The organism is Roseateles sp. P5_B10, assembly GCF_056400485.1.
In genome coordinates this window covers 1-17,984 of sequence record NZ_JBFULE010000049.1, presented here as the reverse complement: position 1 = coordinate 17,984, position 17,984 = coordinate 1, and the positions used below count along the sequence as shown (strand labels likewise).

Annotated in this window: 16 protein-coding genes and 1 pseudogene; 6 read left to right on the top strand and 11 right to left on the bottom strand. The window is 68.8% G+C overall.

Annotated elements, in window-relative coordinates; genetic code table 11:
• Both AC1DU6_RS05940 and AC1DU6_RS05935 read left to right on the top strand, forming a co-directional pair.
• Positions 1-1,444 (top strand): methyl-accepting chemotaxis protein (locus AC1DU6_RS05940; RefSeq protein ID WP_477856302.1); only part of this gene is annotated, 1,444 nt, incomplete at its 5' end.
• 146 nt (positions 1,445-1,590) lie between these two features.
• Positions 1,591-2,886, top strand: coding sequence for a sensor histidine kinase (locus AC1DU6_RS05935; RefSeq protein WP_235532101.1), 1,296 nt, complete (start codon positions 1,591-1,593; stop codon positions 2,884-2,886).
• A gap of 71 nt (positions 2,887-2,957) precedes the next feature.
• On the opposite strand, the gene AC1DU6_RS05930 is transcribed toward AC1DU6_RS05935, so the two are convergent.
• From AC1DU6_RS05930 to AC1DU6_RS05905, 6 genes and pseudogenes are all read right to left on the bottom strand, one after another.
• Complete coding sequence (locus tag AC1DU6_RS05930) at positions 2,958-4,379, bottom strand: amidohydrolase family protein (RefSeq protein ID WP_457322563.1); 1,422 nt, start codon at positions 4,377-4,379, stop codon at positions 2,958-2,960.
• A 29-nt stretch (positions 4,380-4,408) separates the two neighbouring features.
• Positions 4,409-5,281, bottom strand: coding sequence for a phosphodiesterase (locus AC1DU6_RS05925; RefSeq protein ID WP_477856301.1), 873 nt, complete (start codon positions 5,279-5,281; stop codon positions 4,409-4,411).
• Between the two features lie 51 nt (positions 5,282-5,332).
• Positions 5,333-6,253, bottom strand: coding sequence for an arginase (gene rocF / locus AC1DU6_RS05920; RefSeq protein WP_057300882.1), 921 nt, complete (start codon positions 6,251-6,253; stop codon positions 5,333-5,335).
• A complete protein-coding gene (locus AC1DU6_RS05915) occupies positions 6,250-7,125 on the bottom strand; it encodes an LOG family protein (protein WP_457322566.1) in 876 nt (291 codons plus the stop codon). The genes rocF and AC1DU6_RS05915 overlap by 4 nt, the downstream gene beginning before the upstream one ends.
• A 47-nt stretch (positions 7,126-7,172) precedes the next feature.
• A pseudogene (locus AC1DU6_RS05910) lies at positions 7,173-7,205 on the bottom strand (hypothetical protein).
• The gene (locus AC1DU6_RS05905) at positions 7,193-7,939 is read right to left on the bottom strand and encodes a HesA/MoeB/ThiF family protein (RefSeq protein ID WP_457322568.1); all 747 of its coding nucleotides are present in this window, start codon (positions 7,937-7,939) and stop codon (positions 7,193-7,195) included. Before AC1DU6_RS05905 ends, AC1DU6_RS05910 begins: the two are co-directional and overlap by 13 nt.
• A 56-nt stretch (positions 7,940-7,995) precedes the next feature.
• Between AC1DU6_RS05905 and AC1DU6_RS05900 the strand changes: the two genes are divergently transcribed.
• Complete coding sequence (locus tag AC1DU6_RS05900; RefSeq protein ID WP_056203961.1) at positions 7,996-9,162, top strand: MFS transporter; 1,167 nt, start codon at positions 7,996-7,998, stop codon at positions 9,160-9,162.
• Between the two features lie 3 nt (positions 9,163-9,165).
• On the opposite strand, the gene AC1DU6_RS05895 is transcribed toward AC1DU6_RS05900, so the two are convergent.
• Positions 9,166-9,783, bottom strand: coding sequence for a TetR/AcrR family transcriptional regulator (locus tag AC1DU6_RS05895; RefSeq protein WP_457445399.1), 618 nt, complete (start codon positions 9,781-9,783; stop codon positions 9,166-9,168).
• Between the two features lie 45 nt (positions 9,784-9,828).
• On the opposite strand from AC1DU6_RS05895, the gene AC1DU6_RS05890 reads away from it, so the two are divergent.
• Positions 9,829-10,296, top strand: coding sequence for a VOC family protein (locus AC1DU6_RS05890; RefSeq protein ID WP_477856300.1), 468 nt, complete (start codon positions 9,829-9,831; stop codon positions 10,294-10,296).
• The gene (locus AC1DU6_RS05885; RefSeq protein WP_056203953.1) at positions 10,293-10,682 is read left to right on the top strand and encodes a nuclear transport factor 2 family protein; all 390 of its coding nucleotides are present in this window, start codon (positions 10,293-10,295) and stop codon (positions 10,680-10,682) included. The genes AC1DU6_RS05890 and AC1DU6_RS05885 overlap by 4 nt, the downstream gene beginning before the upstream one ends.
• Positions 10,683-10,764: 82 nt before the next feature.
• Here the strand turns inward: AC1DU6_RS05885 and AC1DU6_RS05880 are convergent, their stop codons facing one another.
• Positions 10,765-12,201 (bottom strand): S41 family peptidase, encoded by a 1,437-nt coding sequence (locus tag AC1DU6_RS05880; protein ID WP_056203945.1) that lies wholly within the window; start codon positions 12,199-12,201, stop codon positions 10,765-10,767.
• Positions 12,202-12,395: 194 nt separating this feature from the next.
• A complete protein-coding gene (locus AC1DU6_RS05875; RefSeq protein ID WP_477856299.1) occupies positions 12,396-13,775 on the bottom strand; it encodes a metallophosphoesterase family protein in 1,380 nt (459 codons plus the stop codon).
• A gap of 95 nt (positions 13,776-13,870) precedes the next feature.
• Here AC1DU6_RS05875 and pelA point away from each other — a divergent pair, with 95 nt between their 5' ends.
• Entirely contained in the window at positions 13,871-15,169 is a 1,299-nt protein-coding gene (pelA, locus tag AC1DU6_RS05870) for a pectate lyase (RefSeq protein WP_477856298.1), read from the top strand.
• Here pelA and AC1DU6_RS05865 read toward each other — a convergent pair.
• A complete protein-coding gene (locus tag AC1DU6_RS05865) occupies positions 15,153-16,517 on the bottom strand; it encodes an MFS transporter (protein WP_477856297.1) in 1,365 nt (454 codons plus the stop codon). The two genes, pelA and AC1DU6_RS05865, sit on opposite strands and share 17 nt — an antisense overlap.
• Before the next feature lie 64 nt (positions 16,518-16,581).
• A partial coding sequence (locus tag AC1DU6_RS05860; RefSeq protein ID WP_477856296.1) for an aldehyde dehydrogenase family protein occupies positions 16,582-17,984 on the bottom strand: 1,403 nt, incomplete at its 5' end.

The following is a 17,984-nucleotide window of genomic DNA, read 5'->3' as shown; positions in this document are numbered from 1 at the left end:
GGCCCATGCAGTCGAGTTGATCGCCAGCCAGGGCCTGCCAAGCGTCGCGGAGACCAGTGCCTTCAGCGAGCGGGCGATGCTGGCTTACGGGCTGATCATGCAAAGCCTGGCCTATGAGGGTGCGGGCATGAAGGCAGAGGTCATCTCGCGCCTTGATGCGCAGATCCCTGAGGTCTTCCGAGGCATGCACGCCGACATCGCGCGCATGAGGGCTGCAGCCGCTCAGCGGCCGCAGCTGGCGGAGCGCTTCGATGCCATCGAGGCTGCCCTCGCGAAGCTGGAGAAGGCCACCGCCGGCGCGCTGGACATGAAGAGTGGCGGCCTGGCGGCTTCGGCGATGTTCATGACGGGTGCAGAAGGGGCCTTCGCAGAACTGAAGAAGCAGGMCGCCGTATTGACGGAGGAGCAGCTGACTTCCGGCCGGGCGCAGGCGGCGGCGGCGACGGATGCCGTCGCCTTCGGCAACCGCCTGACCATCGGGCTGGCCGCGGCCGCATTGCTGCTGTCGGCCGTCGTGATCTGGGTGTGCGTCAACGTCATCACCGGCCCATTGCGCCGGGCATTGGATATCGCGCGGGACGTGGCGGGCGGCAACCTGCGGCGGCATGAGATCCAGGCCGGGCGCGATGAGACGGGGCAGGTTCTCCGTGCACTCGATCAGGTGTCGCTGCAGTTGAGCCAGACCATCAACAACATCCGTGAAGCGGCCGACCAGATTGATACGGCGTCTGGCGAGATCGCGCAGGGCAACCAGGACCTGTCCATGCGCACCGAGCAGACCGCCGCGGCCTTGCAGCAGACGGCAGCCACCATGGCGCAGCTGGCCGAGGCCATCCGCACGAATGCTGCGACGGCGCAAGAGGCCACGCGCATTGCATCCGATGCCTGGGCCTTCGCGCGCGAAGGAGGCACGGCCGTGGACGCCGTGGTCCAGACGATGCAGGGTATCAACGACCAGGCCAAGCGGATCAGCGAAATCATCGGCGTCATCGATGGCATCGCGTTCCAGACGAACATCCTGGCGCTCAATGCAGCGGTGGAAGCCGCGCGCGCCGGCGAGCAGGGCCGCGGCTTCGCGGTGGTGGCTCAGGAGGTGCGTGCGCTGGCCGGGCGCAGCGGCGTGGCCGCCAAGGAGATCCGCACCCTCATCGGCGACTCGGTGAACCGGATCAGCGATGGCTCGCACAAGGTGCAGCATGCCGGCCAGACCATGCAAAAGATCGTCGCCTCGATCGAGCAGGTGTCCACCATGGTGACCGAGATGTCTTCCGCCAACGCCGAGCAGGCTTCCGGCTTCGAGCAGGTGAACGTGGCGGTCGGCCGCATGGACCAGGCGACACAACAGAACGCCGCGCTCGTGGAGCAGGCTGCGGCGGCTGCGGAGTCGTTGAAGCAGCAATCCAGGGAACTGATGCGGACCATCCAGGTTTTCACGATCACGTGAGGTGACGGGAGGTCACGACTTGGCCTGCGGCGCCTGACCTGTTACTCGGGCCTGCCGCGACGCGAACCGGGTTCGTCACTCAGAATGCGACTTGCCCCGTCGGGCAAACAGAGGACGCCTCGATGCAATCCTTGGAACATGCAGCATTGGGCACCCACCTGAAGCGTCGGCGCGGCGCTATTCTGCAGGCATGGCGGATGGCGGTGACGTCTGACCCGGCGCTGACCAGTGGGGCCGCGCTGCCTCGGGCCCAGCTCCACGACCACATTCCAGCGCTGTTGGTCAACTTTGAGCGCAAGCTGGCCGGCGGCGAGATGGCGGCGGACGTGGACGATGACGAGCGCCATCAGGGCGACGCCGCAGCCCACGGCTTGCACCGTTGGCAGCAAGGCTTCGACCTTGGCGAGGTGACACGCGAACTCGGGCGCTTGAACGAGTGTGTCGTGGTGGAGCTGGAGGACTACGCGGCCGCCAACTCCGGGCTCCACCTCGCGGTGATGGCCGAGGCGCGCAGGATCTGGGCGCAGCAATGCGGTGACGCCATCAGCGCCAGCGTGTCGCAATATTTCCAGCTGCAGCAGATCGAGGCGAGCAGCCATATCCGCGATCTCGAACAGGCCCTGCAGTCCTTGCGCGAGCTGGAGCAGGAGCGCGCCAGCCTGTGGCAGCAGGCGGCGCATGACCTGCGCGGCAGCCTCGGCGTCGTGGCCACCGTCACCGCGGGCCTCGCGTCGCCAAAGGCGTCCGAGCCGATGCGCGGCGGCTTTTTGCGCCTGCTTGACCGCAATGTCGGCTCGCTCAGCCATCTGCTAAACGACGTGACCAGCCTCGCCCGCTTGCAGGGCGGCCTCGAACACCGCAACCTGGAACTCGTCGATGCCGCCGCGGTGCTCGGCGCGCTGTGCGAAGACCTGCAGCCGCATGCACAGGAGCGCGGGCTCTACCTGAAGTTCAACGGGGTCGCCGCCTTGCCCGTGGAGGGCGACGCGGTCAAGACCCGGCGCATCGCCCAGAACCTCGTGATCAACGCGATCAAGTACACACGCAGTGGCGGCGTCACGGTCAGTTGCGGAGACTGTGCGTCTGGCGACATGGAACGCTGGTTTCTCGAGGTCAGCGATACCGGGCCGGGCTTTCACGCCGGGCCCGGCTCGCAGTTGGCGGGCGCGCTGGAGGAAGCGACCGACCAGGCCAAGCAGGTCGTGGCCGACCACGCCACGGGCGCGATCACGCATGTCAGCGTGGACCTGGCTGACGTGCATCCCTCACCGGAAGACGCGCGGCCGGTCCAGCAGCAACCGGGCGAAGGCATCGGGCTGTCGATCGTCAAGCGCCTTTGCGATCTTCTGGATGCGACCACCGAGCTGCAATCTCAGGGCGGTGTCGGCACGACCTTCCGCATCCTGCTGCCCAGGCGGTACGACGAAGGCTCGGCAAAGTAGCCCGCCCGCACCGGCATCGGCGTGCCGGTCGCGAGTGCAGAGTCCCAGCGCCGGTGCGAGCGCGAAAGGCCTCATCGCAAGCCGACCTGCCCCTTCCATGCATTCAGGATCTTGGCCCGGTCCCACGCCCGCCCGGCCTTCATCGTCCACGCCACTTCAGGCAAAGCTGGCTTGGCCGCATCCAGCGGCGCGACGAAGGCAATGAGGTCGGCGCGCAGGCCAGGGGCCACGCGGCCGACATCGGCCGTGCGGCCCAGATAGGTCGCGCCGTTGGATGTCATGACCTTGACCGCCGTCGCGGCGTCAAAGCCGGCTTCGCGCAGCAGCTCGAACTGCCGCAATGACGACCAGCCGGGAATGACGCCGCCATAGCCCGTCGGATCGGTGCCGGCGACGAGCAGGCCGCCAGCGTCGTGGAAGCGCTTCTCCCAAATCATGTTCTTCGCAAGGATGCGCCCATGCGGGTTGGGGCCACCGCGCTGGATGGCGGTGTAGCGCAGCACGTATTGCTCGCGCAGCTGCGGCATCAGCAGGTCCAGCGCCGCGGCCGGGGCCATCGGGCGGCCATACGAGAAGGTCTCGAAGATGGTCAGCGTCGAGGTGAGAGCCACCTTGCGTTCGATCATCTGGCGCTGCAGGGCGGCCATGCGCGGGTCGTCGACGGCCAGCGCGTCGAGGGACTTCGGCACTGCGTCGCCGCTCGGGCAGGCGTCGGCCTGCTTGCCTTCGACGAAATCGCTGGCCGCGAAGAAGCCATGCTCCAGGTTGTCGATGCCCATGGCCGTGGCTTCAGCGTAGGTCACCGCACACAGGTGGGCCGTGACCTTGGCCTTGCGCTCGTGCGCAGCCTTGACGATCGCGTCGAGCTGCTCGCGCGTCAGGTGCATATAGCCCTTGTACGAGGTCGCGCCGACATCGGCCCAGTAGCCCACCTGGCGCACGGCGTCATCGGCCGATGCGAGCCGCGGCACCTGCGCGACGAAGGCCTGGATGCCATTCAGGAAGGGCGCCGTCACGTCGAGGTCGGGGCCCGGCGCGGTGCCGGCCTTGATGTCCTTCCAGGTGTTGAGGTCGGCATAGGGGCTCATGCTGCCGGCCGTACGCATCGTCGTCACGCCGCCGGCGAGATACAACAGTGGGAAGCTCTGGAAGAAGGCGCCGTAGCTGCCGCGCTCGGTCGGGTAGAAGAGGTGTTCGTGCAGCAGCACGAAGCCGGGCATCAGCGCGCCGCCGGCCAGGTCCTTCACCAGCGCGCCGGCCGGGGTCTTGAGCTCGGCGTCCGGGGCCACCGAGGCGATGCGGCCGTCGCGGATGAGCACGCTCATGTGCTCGCGCGGTGCCCCGCCCGTGCCGTCGAACAGCTGGGCATTTCGCAGCAGGGTGACGGGCGCGTTGAAGAGGGTGTAGCGCTCGGTGTCGCCCGGCACTGGCGGCGCTTGCGCGAGGGCCTGCAGGGCGAGTGAAAGCGCGAGCAGCGCGAGTGGCCTTTTCATGCGCCGCATCCTCGCATGCGCGGGCGGCCTCACAGGTCGGCGATGCGCTCGTGGTCCCCTGCCAGCGCAAGATGGCTGACCAGAGGCAGGCCCGGCCCCCAGGCGTGGATGAGCCAGCCGGCGGGCTCCAGCGCCAGGGCCAGCGGTGCGTCGGGCGCGAGGTCCAGTGCGACCTGGTGGGCGGTGGAAGGCGCGCTGATGACCGCGGCATGGGCGATGCGGCCCAAGGTCATGCGGTGCAGATGGCCGCAGACGACGCGCTGCACCTGCGGGTGGGCAGCGACCAGTGCCTCGAAGCTGGCGAGGCCCGCTTGCAGCGACATCGCGTCCATGGCCGCGAGGCCGGTGGCGTGCGGCGGGTGGTGCAGGGCGACCAGCGTGGGCATGTCGGGCCGCTCGGCCAGCAGGGCCTGGGCCTGCGCCAGGCGCGCATCGTCGAAACCGCCTTCGGGCCGACCGGGCATCAGGCTGTCGAGCACGACGAGTCGCAGCGGGCCGGGCAGGTCCAGCGCGTACTGGATGGCCGTCGCGCCGGGTTCACCGCGGTGCACGCGGGCCAGGCCCGCGAAAGCCTCCTGCAGCGGGCCGCGTGCATCGTGGTTGCCGGGCAGCAGCGCGAGCGGCAGGCCCGCATCGACCAGCGGCATCAGCAGCTCGCGCAGCTGCGCGTACTCTGCCGGGTGGCCGGCATCGACAAGGTCGCCGCTGACCAGCACGGCCACCGGGCGCGGGCGGATCTGCAGCACACGTTCAACCGCGTGGCGCAGCGCCGCGGCGGTGTCGACGCGGCCGGAGATCAGCCGGCCCGGATGGGTGATGTGCGGGTCGCTGAGCTGGACCAGCAGATAGGGCGTGGCGTCCATACTTGTCAGCGCCGCCCGGCCGTCCGAAGGCGTTGACACACCCCCTCGGGGGGCAGAGAGCGAAGCGAGCGTGGGGGCTTCATCTCGCGCCTACTTGCGCATCAGCGTGCTCTTGCCGAACAGGCTTTCGATCAGGTCCACCGCCACCAGCGCCGTCTTGTTCTTCTCGTCCAGCGCCGGATTGAGCTCGACGAGGTCCAGCGAAGCCATGCGGCCGGTGTCGGCGATCATCTCCATGCACAGATGCGCCTCCCGGTAGGTCGGGCCGCCGCCGACCGTCGTGCCGACGCCGGGCGCCATGACGGGGTCGAGGAAGTCGACGTCGAAGCTGACGTGCAGATGGGTGTTGTCGTCCAGCGTGGCCAGCGCCAGCTCCATGGTGTGGCGCATGCCCATCTCGTCGATGAAGCGCATGTCGAACACTTCCAGGTCGTGTTCGTGCACGAAGGCGCGCTCGCCCTCGTCGACGCTGCGGATGCCGATCTGGCGGATCCATTTCGGTGAGATGGCCGGCACATGGCCACCGATCTCGACCAGTTCCTTGGGGCCGAAGCCGCACAGGCAGGCCACGGGCATGCCGTGGATGTTGCCGCTGGGCGTGAGCTCGCTGGTGTTGAAGTCGGCGTGCGCGTCCAGCCAGAGCACGCGCAGCTTCTTGCCGGTGTCGCGGCAGTGGCGGGCCACGGCGCTGATGGAACCCAGGCCCAGGCAGTGGTCACCGCCCAGCATGATGGGCAGGCGGCCGGTCTTGAGTTCGGCGTAGATGGCGTCGTGGGTGGCCTGGTTCCAGGCGACGACTTCCTGCAGATGGCGGTAGCCGTCGGTCGGCGGCAGCCAGGGGTTGGACGGGCCGGCCAGGTTGCCGCGGTCGATGACGTCCACGCCGCGGGCGCGCAGCGCCTCGGCCAGGCCCGCCACGCGCATGGCCTCGGGGCCCATGCTCGCGCCGCGGGCGCCGGCGCCGATGTCGGTCGGCACACCGATGAGGGAGACGTTTCTGAGTTTGGTCATGGCGTTGAGGGGCTGGCGAGTTCAGGAGCGGATTCGAGGATGGCCCAGGCTTCCTCGGCCGTCTCGACGTAGTGAAAGAGCTGTGCGTCGACGGGATTGATCATGCCGGTCTCGATCAGCAGCTCGATGTTGATCAGCTTGGTCCAGAACTCGCGGCCGACCAGCAGGATGGGACGCGGCCGGCTCTTCTTGGTCTGGATCAGCGTCAGCGTCTCGAACAGTTCATCCAGCGTACCGAAGCCCCCGGGGAAGCACACCAGGGCGACGGCGCGCATCAGGAAGTGCATCTTGCGCAGGCCGAAGTAATGGAAGCGAAAGCACAGCTCCGGCGTGATGTAGGGGTTGGGGTACTGCTCGTGCGGCAGCACGATGTTCAGCCCGACGCTCTTGCCGCCGACGTCGTAGGCGCCGCGGTTGCCGGCCTCCATGATGCCGGGGCCGCCGCCGGTAGCGACGACGACATGATTGCCGCGCTCGGTACAAGCGGCGGTGGCGATCTGCGCGAAGCGGCGCGCTTCCTCGTAATAGCGGCTCATCGCCAGATGGCGGCGCGCTCGTGCCGCGCCGGCTTCGTCGCCGCGGTCCTCGGCCACGGTCAGCAGGGCCTGGGCGGCCTCTGCCGACAGGATGCGGGCGCTGCCGAAGATGACGATGGTGGATTTGACGCCCTGCTCGTTCTGCATCAGCTCGGGCTTCATCAGCTCCAGCTGCATGCGCACGGCGCGCATGTCCTGGCGCAGCAGGAAGGTCTCGTCCTTGAAGGCCAGGTTGTAGGCGGCGCCCGGGCCGTCGTAGTCGGGGTGAGGGGGCAGGTCGCGGCACTCTTCCTTGGCGGTCGGGAAGTTGCGCGTCGGGACGTCGGTGGGCTTCATGGGGAAAAAGGATTGTGGGCAGGTCGGGACGGAATTTTCCGCCCCATTCAGAGGCGTTCGCGGGATTTCATCCGCCGCAGACGGAGCATTCGGGGTCGCGCTGCATGGCGATCTCGCTCCACTGCATGCGCCGGCCGTCCAGCATCAGCAGCCTCCCGGCCAAAGGCTCGCCCACGCCGGCCAGCAGCTTCAGCGCCTCGGCGGCCTGCATGGCGCCGATGATGCCCACCAGCGGTGCGAACACGCCCATGGTCGAGCAGGCCACGTCCTCGAAGCCGGATTCGGGTGGGAACAGGCAGGCATAGCAGGGCTGCTCTCGCGAGCGGCTGTCATAGACGCTGATCTGGCCGTCGAAACCGATGGCCGCACCCGAGACCAGCGGCTTGCCGTGGCGCACGCAGGCGGCGTTGACGAGGTGGCGGGTGGCGAAGTTGTCGGTGCAGTCGAGGACGACGTCTACGCGCGGGACTTCCTCGTCGAGCAGGGCGGCATCGGCCTTCTGCGCGAGGGCGCGCACCTGCACGCCAGGGTTCAGCGCGGCCATGCGGGCGGCGGCCGAGTCGACCTTGGGTTTGTCCAGGCTGCTCATGTCGTGGGCGATCTGGCGCTGCAGATTCGTCAACGACACGGTGTCATGGTCGACCAGCGTGATGCGGCCGACACCGGCCGAAGCCAGATAGAGGGCCACCGGTGAGCCCAGGCCGCCGGCGCCGATGACCAGGGCGCTGGCGTCAAGCAAGCGCTGCTGGCCCTCGATGCCAATCTCGTCGAGCAGCAGATGGCGGGAATAGCGCAACAGGTCGTCGTCGTTCATGGTGTCAGGATAGCCCTGGCAGCGCAGGATTTGCCGGCCCTCGCGACACTGGCGGGATGAAGTCCGCGCCCCATGTCGCCCCGCTCAGCCCCGCGCTGACGCTGCTGCTGGCCACCGCCACCGGCCTGGCCGTTGCCTCCCTCTACTACGTGCAGCCGCTGCTGGGCCTGCTGTCCGAGCAGTTCGGCGTCGGCAGCGCGGCCATCGGCCTGCTGCCCACGTTGACCCAGCTCGGCTATGCGGCGGCCATTCTGCTGCTGTCGCCGCTGGGCGATCGTTTCGACCGGCGCCGCATCATTGCGGTCAAGTCCGTCGCTCTGGTTGCCGCCCTGGCTTGCGCTGCGCTTGCGCCGGGCTTTGCAGCCTTGTGCATCGCCAGCGTGGCCATCGGCCTGACGGCAACGCTGGCCCAGGACATCGTGCCGGCAGTGGCCACGCTGGCGCCCGAGGCCGAGCGCGGCAAGCGCGTGGGCCAGGTCATGACGGGCCTGCTGCTGGGCATCCTGCTGTCACGCGTGGCCAGCGGCTCGCTGGCGGCGGTGGCCGGCTGGCGCGCCGTCTACGCGGTGGCGGCGCTGGCCGTGGCGGCGTTGATCCCGCTGCTGTGGCGCGGCCTGCCGCACTTCGTGCCGGCGACGTCGGCGGGCTATGGCTCGCTGCTGCTGTCGATGGCGGGGCTGTGGGCCCGGCATGCCCCGTTGCGCCGGGCTGCGCTGGCCCAGGGCCTGCTGAGCGTGGCCTTCAGTGCCTTCTGGTCGACGCTGGCCCTGGTGCTGGCGGGGCCGGATTTCGGCCAGGGCAGCGCGGTGGCCGGGGCGTTCGGCCTGGCCGGTGCAGCGGGCGCGCTGGCAGCACCGCTGGCCGGTGGCGTGGCGGACAAGCGCGGCCCGCAGGCCGTCATCCGCGTCGGCGCGCTGCTGGTGTTCATCGCCTTCACCGTGCAGGCGCTGGCACCGGCCTCGCTGTGGCTGCTGGTGGGCGTGGCCGTGGTGTTTGACCTGGGCGTGCAGGCCGCGCTGGTGTCGCACCAGAGCGTGGTCTACAGCCTGGACCCGGCTTCACGCAGCCGGCTGAATGCCGTGCTCGTCAGCACGATGTTCGTCGGCATGGCCAGCGGCGCGGCGTTGGGCTCGGCCCTGCTGGCATCGTTGGGCTGGCGGGCAGTACCGGCCCTCGGCGCGGTGGCGGCCCTGGGCGCCTTGGCCGTGACCCGGCGGCGATGAGCGTCAGCCGAGCGGATCTTGCGCCGACGCCACTCCGTTGAAGAGCGTCTCGACCAGTTGCTCCGCCAGTTGCAGCGACAACGGCCGGTGGCCGACGAGCAGCCGGAAGAACAGCGGCCCGTAGATCATGTCGAGCGCCACGTCGATGTCGATGCCGGATTGAATCTCGTGCAGCGACATGCCGCGCTCGATGAGCTGGCGGCCGGCCTCGCGGCTCTTCAGGATCACCTGGTTGCGAAAGGCCTTGGCCAGTTCGCTGTCGGGGTCGGCGGAGGCCATGGTCAGCGTGATCTGGCGACCGCGCGGCGTGGCGAAGGTGGCGATGACGCCACGCAGATGCGCCCGTAGGCCGGCCTGCACGGAGTTCGCCCGTGAGACCGGTTCATCCGAGGCCGGGTGCGCCATGAAGGCGGCCATCGCGAGGTCCTGGGCGTTGGTCCAGGTTCTGTAGATCGTCGGCTTGCTGACGCCCGATTCGGCCGCCACGCGCTCGATCGTCAGCCGGCCCAGGCCCTCCTCGATCAGGATGCGGTAGGCGGTCGCCAGCGCGAGGCGGCGCGCCTCCTCGCTGGGCGGGCGGCCGGGCTTGCGCGGCGGTGTCGGATCGGTTGCTTGACTCATTACGTGACGTATCGTAATCTAATTCGACATCACCGGAGATTCATCATGCCCGCAGTCGGCACTTCACCCGCCAACCTGTCGCCCTACCTTGTGGTTCGGGGTGCTCAGGCCGCCATCGACTTCTACGTCCAGGCCCTGGGCGCCAGCCTGGACTTCAAGCTGATCGATCCGTCCGATGGACGCATCGGCCATGCCGAGCTGCTGTTCGGCGCCACACGGGTCTTCATTGCCGACGAGTATCCTGACTTCGGGGCCGTCGGGCCCGAGACGATCGGCGGCTCCCCGGTCAAGCTCCACCTCGACGTGGCCGATGCCGACTCATTCGTTGCGAACGCCGTGCGGCACGGCGCCACCGTCCTGCGTGCCGTCAAGCTCGAGTTCCATGGCCACCGCAGCGGTCTGATCGCCGATCCCTTCGGCTACAGCTGGTTCGTTGCGAGCAAGGCGGAGGAGGTCAGCGTCGACGAAATGCAACGCCGCTGGGACGCGATGGTCGCGGGGAGCCCGTCATGACAACCGCGCCCGCCGATGGCGAGGTGCTGCGGGCATTCCAGGCGCTCGAAGACCGCTTCAACGACGCCATGGTCAGCAACGACGTCCAGCGCATCGCCCAATGCATCTCCGAGGACTGGACCCTCGTGACGCCGGAGAAGGGGCCGATCTCGCGCGAGGCCATCCTCCATGCCATAGCCAGCGGCATGCTGACGCACGATTCGATGACCAAGCAGGTGGTGCGGGCCAGCGTGTACGGCGACATGGCGGTCGTCACCGGGCGGGGCAGCAACACCGGCACTTTCAGGGGCGAGCCCATCAGCGCCGATGAATGGATCACCGATGTCTACCGCCAGGTGCAGGGACAGTGGCGCTGCGTGCTGACCCATCTCGCCACTGCCGGCTGAGGAGGGGCGTGGCACCGGTTGGGCAAAAAAAGAGGGCCTCGCGAGAGGCCCCTGTGCTTTTTGAAGTCAGGACTCTTTGTAGTTATTCCGTCGTCTTGGCTTCGGCCTTGCGCTCGACAGCCGACTTGGACGCAATGACCGGTTGACCCTTGAGCTTGTTCAGCGCCTGCATCAGCGGGAAGTCTTCCGTCGAGCCGAACTCGGGCAGGGGCTTGGGCGGCTCGGCGCGCTTGGCGTACTCGGCTTCCAGCTTCTGGCGCGCTTCCTCGCGGGCCTTCTGGCGGGCTTCGTTTTCGTCCTCGGGGCCGTTGTTCAGATGCTTTTCGAGGTCGGCCTCACGCATGCGCAGCGCGGCGAAGACATTGCCCTCGGCGGTTTCGTCCAGCAGCACGTCGGGCACGATGCCCTTGGCCTGGATGGAGCGGCCGCTCGGCGTGTAGTAGCGCGCCGTCGTGATCTTCAATGCCGTTTCCGGGCCCAGCTGGCGCACGGTCTGCACCGAGCCCTTGCCGAAGGTCTGGGCGCCCATGACGGTGGCGCGGTGGTGATCCTGCAGGGCGCCGGCGACGATCTCGCTGGCGCTGGCCGAGCCTTCGTTGACGAGCACCACCAGCGGCACGTTCTTCAACGCGGCGGGCAGGCGCTTGATCGGGTCGTCGCTGCTGCGGCGGCGGTAGTCGTCGGGGCTGGCCTTGTAGCTGGCCTTGGAYTCGGCGATCTGGCCGTTGGTCGACACGACCTCGACGTCCTTGGGCAGGAACGCCGCCGAGATGGCGATGGAGGCATCCAGCAGACCGCCCGGGTCGTTGCGCAGGTCAAGCACCAGGCCCTTGAGATGGGGCTCCTGCTTGTAGATCTCTTCGAGCTTCTTGGCGAAGTCGTCGACGGTGCGATCCTGGAACTGGCTGACGCGGATCCAGGCATAGCCCGGCTCGATGACCTTGGCACGCACGCTCTGGACCTTGATCTCCTCGCGCACGATGGTCACGGGGAAGGTGCGGTTCTCGGCCTTGCGGTAGATGGTGAGGCTGACCTTGGTCGACGGGTCGCCGCGCATCTTCTTGACGGCCTGGTCGATGGTGAGGCCGCGCACGGCGGTGTCATCGATGCGGCTGATCAGGTCGCCGCTCTTGAGGCCGGCGCGGAAGGCGGGCGAGCCCTCGATGGGGGAGACGATCTTGACCAGGCCGTCTTCCATGCCGATCTCGATGCCGACACCGACGAACTTGCCGGTCGTGCCTTCACGGAATTCCTTGAAGGTCTTCTTGTCAAAAAACTGGGAGTGGGGGTCCAGGCCAGACACCATGCCGGCGATGGCGTCGTTGATCAGTTTCTTTTCGTCGACGGATTCGACGTAGTCGCTCTTGACGAGGCCGAAGACGGCCGCGAGCTGCTGCATTTCGTCCAGCGGCAGGGGGGACAGGGTACTGCGCGCATTGGCCTGCAGCTGCATGGTGGTGAGTGCACCTGCGACGGCACCGAGGGCAACCCAACCGGCGACTTTCAATCTGGAGCTCATGTAGCCGAGTCCTCTATCAACGTGGTTCCCGCCAAAAACAGCTTGACAGGTGCGGCCAGTTTAGCCGGGGGGGCTTTCGATGCTGTATCGATTTACCTGCTGGAAACCCTTCAAATCGGGTGCGCAGTGATGGAATGCGCGGGCGTTACTTCTCGTGCGCCCTGACGAAAGGCACTCGTTACGAGGCGTGCCCATCAGCAACTCAGCTTCTGGCCAGCCAGGCGGCAGGTCGACAGCGGCTGGCCCAGGGCGTCCAGCGCCTGCAGCTGCCAGCCCTCGGGCGTGGCCGTCAGCAGAGACAGGCCGAAGTCCGTGTGGATGCGTACCGTCTCCAGTCGGGCGCCGGGCAGCAGTTCGTGCTTCAGGGCCGCGGCGTCGTTGACGTGGCCTGATGCGGCCGAACCGCCGTTGCCGACGACGAGGGTGACCGGATGATTGCTCGCGAAGCCCAGGGCCTGATGCATGTGGATGTGGCCATGAAGTGTGGCCTGCACGCCTGGCGGGAAGAGGCGGCCGGGTGCCGCGTCCTGCAGCAGGGGCGTCAGGCCCGATCGGGCGGCGCGGGGCGCGCCGATCGGGCTGGGGCTGAAGGCCAGGCTGGGATGGTGGCTGGCAAACAGGCTCTGGGCGCTGCCCTGGGCCAGCTCTGCGACGCGGTCGAGCTGCTGGCGCCAGCGGGCCCAGGCGGGGGAATCCCGGGGCGGCGTGCGGCTGCCGATCTCCGAGGAGTCAAAGACGATGAGCTGGCTGCGCGGCGACAGCGGCACGGGGAAGGGCGCGGTGAAGTCGCCCTCGTTGACGCCTGGGCCGGCGGGCTGGCAGGCACGCGCCGGACCGGTTTCGGCGTCCAGATAGCGCAGCCAGCCCTGGCCGGCACGGGCGCAGGCCTCGTGGTTGCCGCGCACGAAGACCCAGGGCGCGGCGGCCAGAAGGGCCTTGGCGGGCTGGAAGAAATCGGCCTGCCAGGTATCGTCGCCATAGCCCCAGGGGCTGCCGGCGCAGACGGCCATGCCGGGCGGGCAGGGGCTTTCGCGGTAGTGGTAGTCGCCGACGTGGATGACGAGGTCGGGCTTGAGCCTCAGGGCCAGGGCCAGCACGCGTGGGAAGGGCCAGTCCGAGGCGTCGTTGCAGCCCTGGAAGTCGCGGTCCGAGGCCTTGAGGCGGCAGCCGGTATCGCCGATGACGACGATGCGGCGGGCTTCGGCAGTGGGGGCATGCAGCACGATGTCGTCCACCTGCACGCTGGCCGCATCGGCGGGCCAGGGCGCCTCGCAGGCACGCAGCGTGAAGTGCGTCGGCTTGCGCTCGGGCTCCTTGTTGCCCGCGGGCGGCGGCTCGTCGCCGGGGGCGCTGCGTTCCTGCATGGCGGTGACGCTGCTGCCCCAGCGCAGCGTGGGGCAGCTGGCTTCGCCCGTCAGCGCACGTACAGCCCAGGCCGGCCCGGCGACGGCCTGCACCCAGGCTTGCTGCAGGCCAACCGGCGGCGCCGCAGCGGGCAGCGGTGGAGGAGGGCTGGCACAAGCGGCCAGCACGAGCAGGACGGCCAGCCACGGGAAACGCGCGCAATGAATCATGTCTCGATCAACTGTGTGAGCGGCGCGAGATTAGCGCCCTCGCGGCCCGCGCGAGCCGGTAGATTGCCGGCCACCCCCAAACTTCGGCGCCCGTCATGCCCCTTGCCTGCCGTTTCACCCTGCTTGCCTTGGCCCTCTGCTCGTCGGCCTGGTCAGCGCAGATCGGCGTCATCCCGCCGGCCCAGCCATTGACGGCCGAACGGGTCGCGGCGCTGCCGGCGACTGAACGCGGGCCCTGGGTGGCCTATCTGGCCCGCTCCGACGCCCAGCGCGCCGCCGACCGCGCCGCGCTGGCGGCCGAGCGCAAGGGGCTGACGGCCTGGCCCGCGCCGCCCGAGGGCGGTCATGCCGAGGCCAGCATGCCGCTGGACAAGCCCGCCGCCTGGTATGCCGGCGACGCGGCCCTGGCCGTGGCCCGCAACGTCCTGAGCTTCCAGACACCCGCCGGCGGCTGGGGCAAGAACCAGCCGCGCGACCGCGCGCCGCGCCTGCCCGGCCAGGCGTTCGTGGCCGACAACAACTCCAAGCGGGCAACGCCGGGTGACTTCGACCTGGCCCAGGACGCGCAGTGGAGCTATGTGGGCACCATCGACAACGACGCCACCATCACCGAGATCCGCTTCCTCGCCCGCGTGGCGGCCCAGCAGCCCGGCGCGCCCGGTGCCGTTTACCGCCAGGCGGCCGAGCGCGGCCTGCGCTACCTGCTGGCGGCGCAGTTTCCCAACGGCGGCTGGCCCCAGGTGTGGCCGCTGCAGGGCGGCTACCACGACGCCATCACGCTGAATGACGACGCCGTCGTCGAAGTGGCCGAGCTGATGGGGGCCGCCGCACGCGGTGAGCTCGACCTGGGTTTCCTGCCAGCCGCGTTGAAGGCCGACGCCGCGGCGGCACAGGCGCGCGCCGTGCAGTTGCTGCTGGCCACGCAGATCCGCGTCGACGGCAAGCCGACGCTGTGGGCCCAGCAGCACGACGCGCTGACGCTGGCGCCGGCCTCGGCGCGCAACTACGAGCCGCCGGCACTGAGCAGTGGCGAGAGCGCGCGGGCGCTGGGCTATCTGATGAGCCTGCCCGACCCGTCGCCGGCGGTCGTCGCCGCGGTGAAGGGCGGCATCGTCATGCTGCGTGCCCTGGCCGTGCGCGACCGCGCCTTCGTCAAGGTGGACGACGCGCGCCGGCTGGTGGTGCAGCCGGGCGCCGGCCCGCTGTGGTCGCGCTTTTACGACCCGGTCACGCTCAAGCCGGTGTTCGGCGACCGCGACAAGAGCCTGCACGACGACGTCAACGACCTCAGCTTGGAGCGGCGCAACGGCTATACCTGGTGGGGGACCTGGCCGGTGAAGACGCTCGCGGCCTACGACGCCTGGGCCGCCAGGTGGGTCAGGAATCCTTCCTGAGCTCGAAGCGCTTGATGTCGCCGACGATGAACAGGTAGCAGCACACGGCCACCAGCGCGTTCGCGGCGACGAACACCAGGGCCGCGTTGAATGAGCCCGTGCCCTTGATCAGGTAGCCGATGACGATGGGCGTCGTGATGCCGGCGGTGTTGCCGAAGGTGTTGAACAGCGCGCCGGACAGCCCCGATATTTCCTTGGGCGAGGTGTCCGACACCACGGCCCAGCCCAGCGCGCCGAGGCCCTTGCCGAAGAAGGCCAGCGACATGATGGCGACGACGACCGCGGCGCTGTCCACGTAGTTGCACAGGATCATGCTGGTGCTCAGCAGCATGCCGATGACGATGGGCGTCTTGCGGGCCACGGTCAGTGTCTTGCCGCGGCGCAGCAGCCCGTCAGAGATCAGCCCGCCGAGCACGCCGCCGGCGAAGCCGCAGATGGCCGGCAGCGCCGCGACGAAGCCGGCGTTGAGGATGGACATGCCCCGTTCCTTGACCAGGTAGACGGGGAACCAGGTCAGGAAGAAATAGGTCAGCGTCGTGATGCAGTACTGGCCCACGTAGACGCCCATCAGCATGCGGTTGGAGAGCAACTGCTTGATGTAGCCGAGCTTGGGGGACTCCGGCGCGAAGCTGCGGCTTTGCGTGCCGGGCTGGTCCATGTTGACGAGGGCACCGCCGGCCGCGATGTGGTCCAGCTCGGCCTGGTTGACGCCGGGGTGGGTCTTGGGCGTATAGACGGTCTTGAGCCAGACGGCGCTGACCACGATGCCCAGCAGGCCCATGACGACGAAGACGGCCGGCCAGCCGTAGCTGTGCGTGATCCAGCCCATCAGCGGCGCGAACAGCACGGTGGCGAAGTACTGGGCCGAGTTGAAGATGGCCGAGGCCGTGCCGCGCTCGGCGGCCGGGAACCAGGACGCGACGATGCGGCCATTGGCGGGGAAGGACGGCGCCTCGGCCGCGCCGACAAGGAAGCGCAACGCGAACAGCACGACGACGGCGGTCGTCGCCGTCGCGGTCAGGAAGCTGATGCCGCCCTGCAGCAGCGTGAACACCGACCAGATGAAGATGCTGGCGGCGTAAACCTTCTTGGAGCCGTACCGGTCCAGCAGCCAGCCGCCCGGCAACTGGGCGATGACGTAGGACCAGCCGAAGGCCGAGAAGATGAAGCCCATCGTCACCGAGTCGATGCCCAGGTCCTTGGACAACGCCGGGCCGGCGATGGACAGCGTCGCGCGGTCGGCGTAGTTGATCGTCGTGACGATGAAGAGCATCGCCAGGATGGCGAAGCGCTTCTTCGTTCGCGTGACGCTGGCGGCGTGGGCCAGGGTGGCGGTGGCGGTATTCATCGGTTGTCTCCGGGCAATGCAGCGGCTCCGCCTCTTGCCGGGCGGTGGTGCCAAAGGGGTGGGATCAGGCTTGGGTGTAAGCCGTCTTCACGGTTGTGTAGAACTCAGCCGCGTGGCGGCCCTGCTCGCGCGGGCCGTAGCTGCTGCCCTTGCGGCCGCCAAAGGGCACGTGGTAGTCCACGCCTGCGGTGGGCAGGTTGACCATCACCATGCCGGCCTGCGAATGGCGCTTGAAGTGGGTGGCGTATTTCAGCGAGGTCGTCGCGATGCCGGCGGCCAGGCCGAACGGCGTGTCGTTGGACAGGGCCAGTGCGTGCTCGTAGTCGCGGGCGCGCAGCACGCTCACGACCGGGCCGAACACCTCTTCGCGGTTGATGCGCATGGAGGGCGTCGTGTCGGTGATGAGGGCCGGCGTCAGGTAGAAGCCCGGCGCGCCGGCGGCATTGGTCTCGATGCGCTCGCCGCCGTGGGCCAGCTTGCCGCCCTCGGTCTTGGCGATGCCGATGTAGTCGGTGTCCTGGCCGAGCTGGCTGGCGTCGACGACCGGGCCGATGTCGGTGCCGGCCTTGCGGGCGTCGTCCACCTTCAGCGTCTTCATCTTGTCGACCATGGCCGCAACGAAGCGGTCGTGGATGCCCTCGGTGACGATGAGGCGGCTCGACGCCGTGCAGCGCTGGCCGGTGGAGAAGAAGCCGCTGTTGACGGCGGCGTTGACGGCCACGCCCAGGTCGGCGTCGTCGAGCACGATCATGGGGTTCTTGCCGCCCATCTCGAGCTGGAACTTGGCCATGCGCGCCACACAGGCCGCCGCGACCTTCTGGCCCGTGCCCACCGAGCCGGTGAAGCTGATGGCTGCCACGCGCGGGTCGTTCAGCAGCTTCTCGCCGACCACCGAACCGCGGCCCATGACGAGGTTGAAGACGCCGGCAGGYAGGCCCGAGCGCGACAGGATTTCGGCCAGCGCCCAGGCTGAGCCCGGCACGAGGTCGGCAGGCTTGAAGACGACGCAATTGCCCCAGGCCAGGGCCGGTGCGATCTTCCAGGCGGGAATGGCGATGGGGAAGTTCCACGGCGTGATGAGGCCGACGACACCGACGGCTTCGCGCGTCACTTCCACGCCGACGCCGGGGCGCACGGAGGGCAGGCTCTCGCCGCCCGGGCGCAATGCCTCGCCGGCGAAGAACTTGAAGATGTAGCCGGCGCGCCCGACCTCGCCGATGGCCTCGGGCAGGGTCTTGCCTTCCTCGCGGGCCAGCAGGTCGCCCAGCTCGGCTCGGCGCGCCAGGATCTCGGTGCCGATGGCGTCGAGGATGTCGAAGCGCTGCTGCGGTGTCGACAGGCTCCAGGCCGGGAAGGCGGCGCTGGCGGCCGTGATGGCCAGCTCGGCCTGGGCGGCATCGGCCTGGGCGTATTCGCCGACCAGGTCGCGCGTGTCCGAGGGGTTGATGTTGCGGGAGACGCCGTGGC

What these genes read in the sequence shown, in the direction of transcription:
- AC1DU6_RS05930 (WP_457322563.1), bottom strand. Translation starts at nt 4,379, where the DNA reads ATGAAAAGGCCACTCGCGCTGCTCGCGCTTTCACTCGCCCTGCAGGCC.
- rocF (WP_057300882.1), bottom strand. Translation starts at nt 6,253, where the DNA reads ATGACCAAACTCAGAAACGTCTCCCTCATCGGTGTGCCGACCGACATC.
- AC1DU6_RS05915 (WP_457322566.1), bottom strand. Translation starts at nt 7,125, where the DNA reads ATGAAGCCCACCGACGTCCCGACGCGCAACTTCCCGACCGCCAAGGAA.
- AC1DU6_RS05905 (WP_457322568.1), bottom strand. Translation starts at nt 7,939, where the DNA reads ATGAACGACGACGACCTGTTGCGCTATTCCCGCCATCTGCTGCTCGAC.
- AC1DU6_RS05900 (WP_056203961.1), top strand. Translation starts at nt 7,996, where the DNA reads ATGAAGTCCGCGCCCCATGTCGCCCCGCTCAGCCCCGCGCTGACGCTG.
- AC1DU6_RS05895 (WP_457445399.1), bottom strand. Translation starts at nt 9,783, where the DNA reads ATGAGTCAAGCAACCGATCCGACACCGCCGCGCAAGCCCGGCCGCCCG.
- AC1DU6_RS05890 (WP_477856300.1), top strand. Translation starts at nt 9,829, where the DNA reads ATGCCCGCAGTCGGCACTTCACCCGCCAACCTGTCGCCCTACCTTGTG.
- AC1DU6_RS05885 (WP_056203953.1), top strand. Translation starts at nt 10,293, where the DNA reads ATGACAACCGCGCCCGCCGATGGCGAGGTGCTGCGGGCATTCCAGGCG.
- AC1DU6_RS05875 (WP_477856299.1), bottom strand. Translation starts at nt 13,775, where the DNA reads ATGATTCATTGCGCGCGTTTCCCGTGGCTGGCCGTCCTGCTCGTGCTG.
- pelA (WP_477856298.1), top strand. Translation starts at nt 13,871, where the DNA reads ATGCCCCTTGCCTGCCGTTTCACCCTGCTTGCCTTGGCCCTCTGCTCG.
- AC1DU6_RS05865 (WP_477856297.1), bottom strand. Translation starts at nt 16,517, where the DNA reads ATGAATACCGCCACCGCCACCCTGGCCCACGCCGCCAGCGTCACGCGA.